The organism is Streptomyces sp. NPDC055078, assembly GCF_053607985.1.
This window is the reverse complement of sequence record NZ_JBSGUP010000805.1, coordinates 1-1,029: the sequence shown is the minus strand read 5'-3', so window position 1 is coordinate 1,029 and position 1,029 is coordinate 1. Positions and strand designations below refer to the sequence as shown.

The window sequence follows — 1,029 nt, the reverse complement described above, 5'->3', positions numbered from 1 at the left end:
GGCTGAGGTTGACGACACCGGCGCCCTGCTCGGCCGCCCACTCCATGGCGGCGATGATGGCGGACTCCTCGCTCGCGCCGGAGGAATCGAAGACCTTGCCGTTGAGGATCTTCGCGCCGGGCGCGACCCCCTTGAACCTGCCGCCGGACCGGGCGCCGGTGCCCGCCGCAGTGGACGCGACATGGGTGCCGTGACCGAGCGTGTCCTCGGCGTCGGGGTCACTTGTGAAGTTCCTCGACGCGACGACCTGGTCCTTCAGATCGGGATGGGTGCTGTCGACGCCGGTGTCCAGAACGGCGATCTTGACCCCCCTGCCGTCGTGACCCGAGGCCCACGCCCTGGGGGCGCCGATCTGCGGCACGGACCGTTCGAGGGTGAGCTTGCGGACGCCGTCGAGCCAGATACGGGCGATGCCCGAGGCGGCCCGGTCGCCGCTGGTCAGCGCGTCCCACAGCCCGGTGGCGTTGTTCTTCGGGGCCTGTACCGCCTGCGCGTTCAGCGACTTCAGGGTACGGCTCACCCTGCCCGCGTCACGGACCTCGGCCTTGGCCGTGGCAGCGCTGCCACGGTAGCCGATGATCACCCTGGGGCCGTTCTGCTGGGCCTTCCCGTTCGCGGACCTGCTCAGCTCGGTGAGGTCGAACAGCCGCTGATCGAGTGTGCCGTCCGCGAGCAGCCGGGACGCGTCCGCGGGGATCACGAGGGTACGGCCCGCGGCCTTGCTGATCCGCACAGGTATCCTCTCGCGGCCCTTGGCAGGCTCCAGGGCGACGAACCGGCCCTTGGCGTCCACGCTCACCCGGTCACCCGTGATCAGCGTGATCCGGTGCTTGGCCACGGGCTGCCCAGAACGGTCCACATGCGCGGACCGATCCGCACCCTTGTCCGGATCGACCTCCGCCGACGCCGGGCTGGTCACGCCCGCGGCGAGGGCCACTACCGCGGCGGCGGCGACGACCGCCGCACCCCTATGTCTTGTGTGACTGTGCAAATCTCCTCCTGGAGACGAAGTGCCGGGCACCCTTCGGG

The 1,029-nt window shown here is 70.6% G+C and carries 1 protein-coding gene; it reads right to left on the bottom strand.

Going from position 1 to position 1,029, the window contains the following annotated elements:
- On the bottom strand, nucleotides 1-991 hold a 991-nt coding region (locus ACWF94_RS36980; RefSeq protein WP_453499056.1), incomplete at its 3' end, for a S8 family peptidase.
- Nucleotides 992-1,029 lie beyond the last annotated feature (38 nt).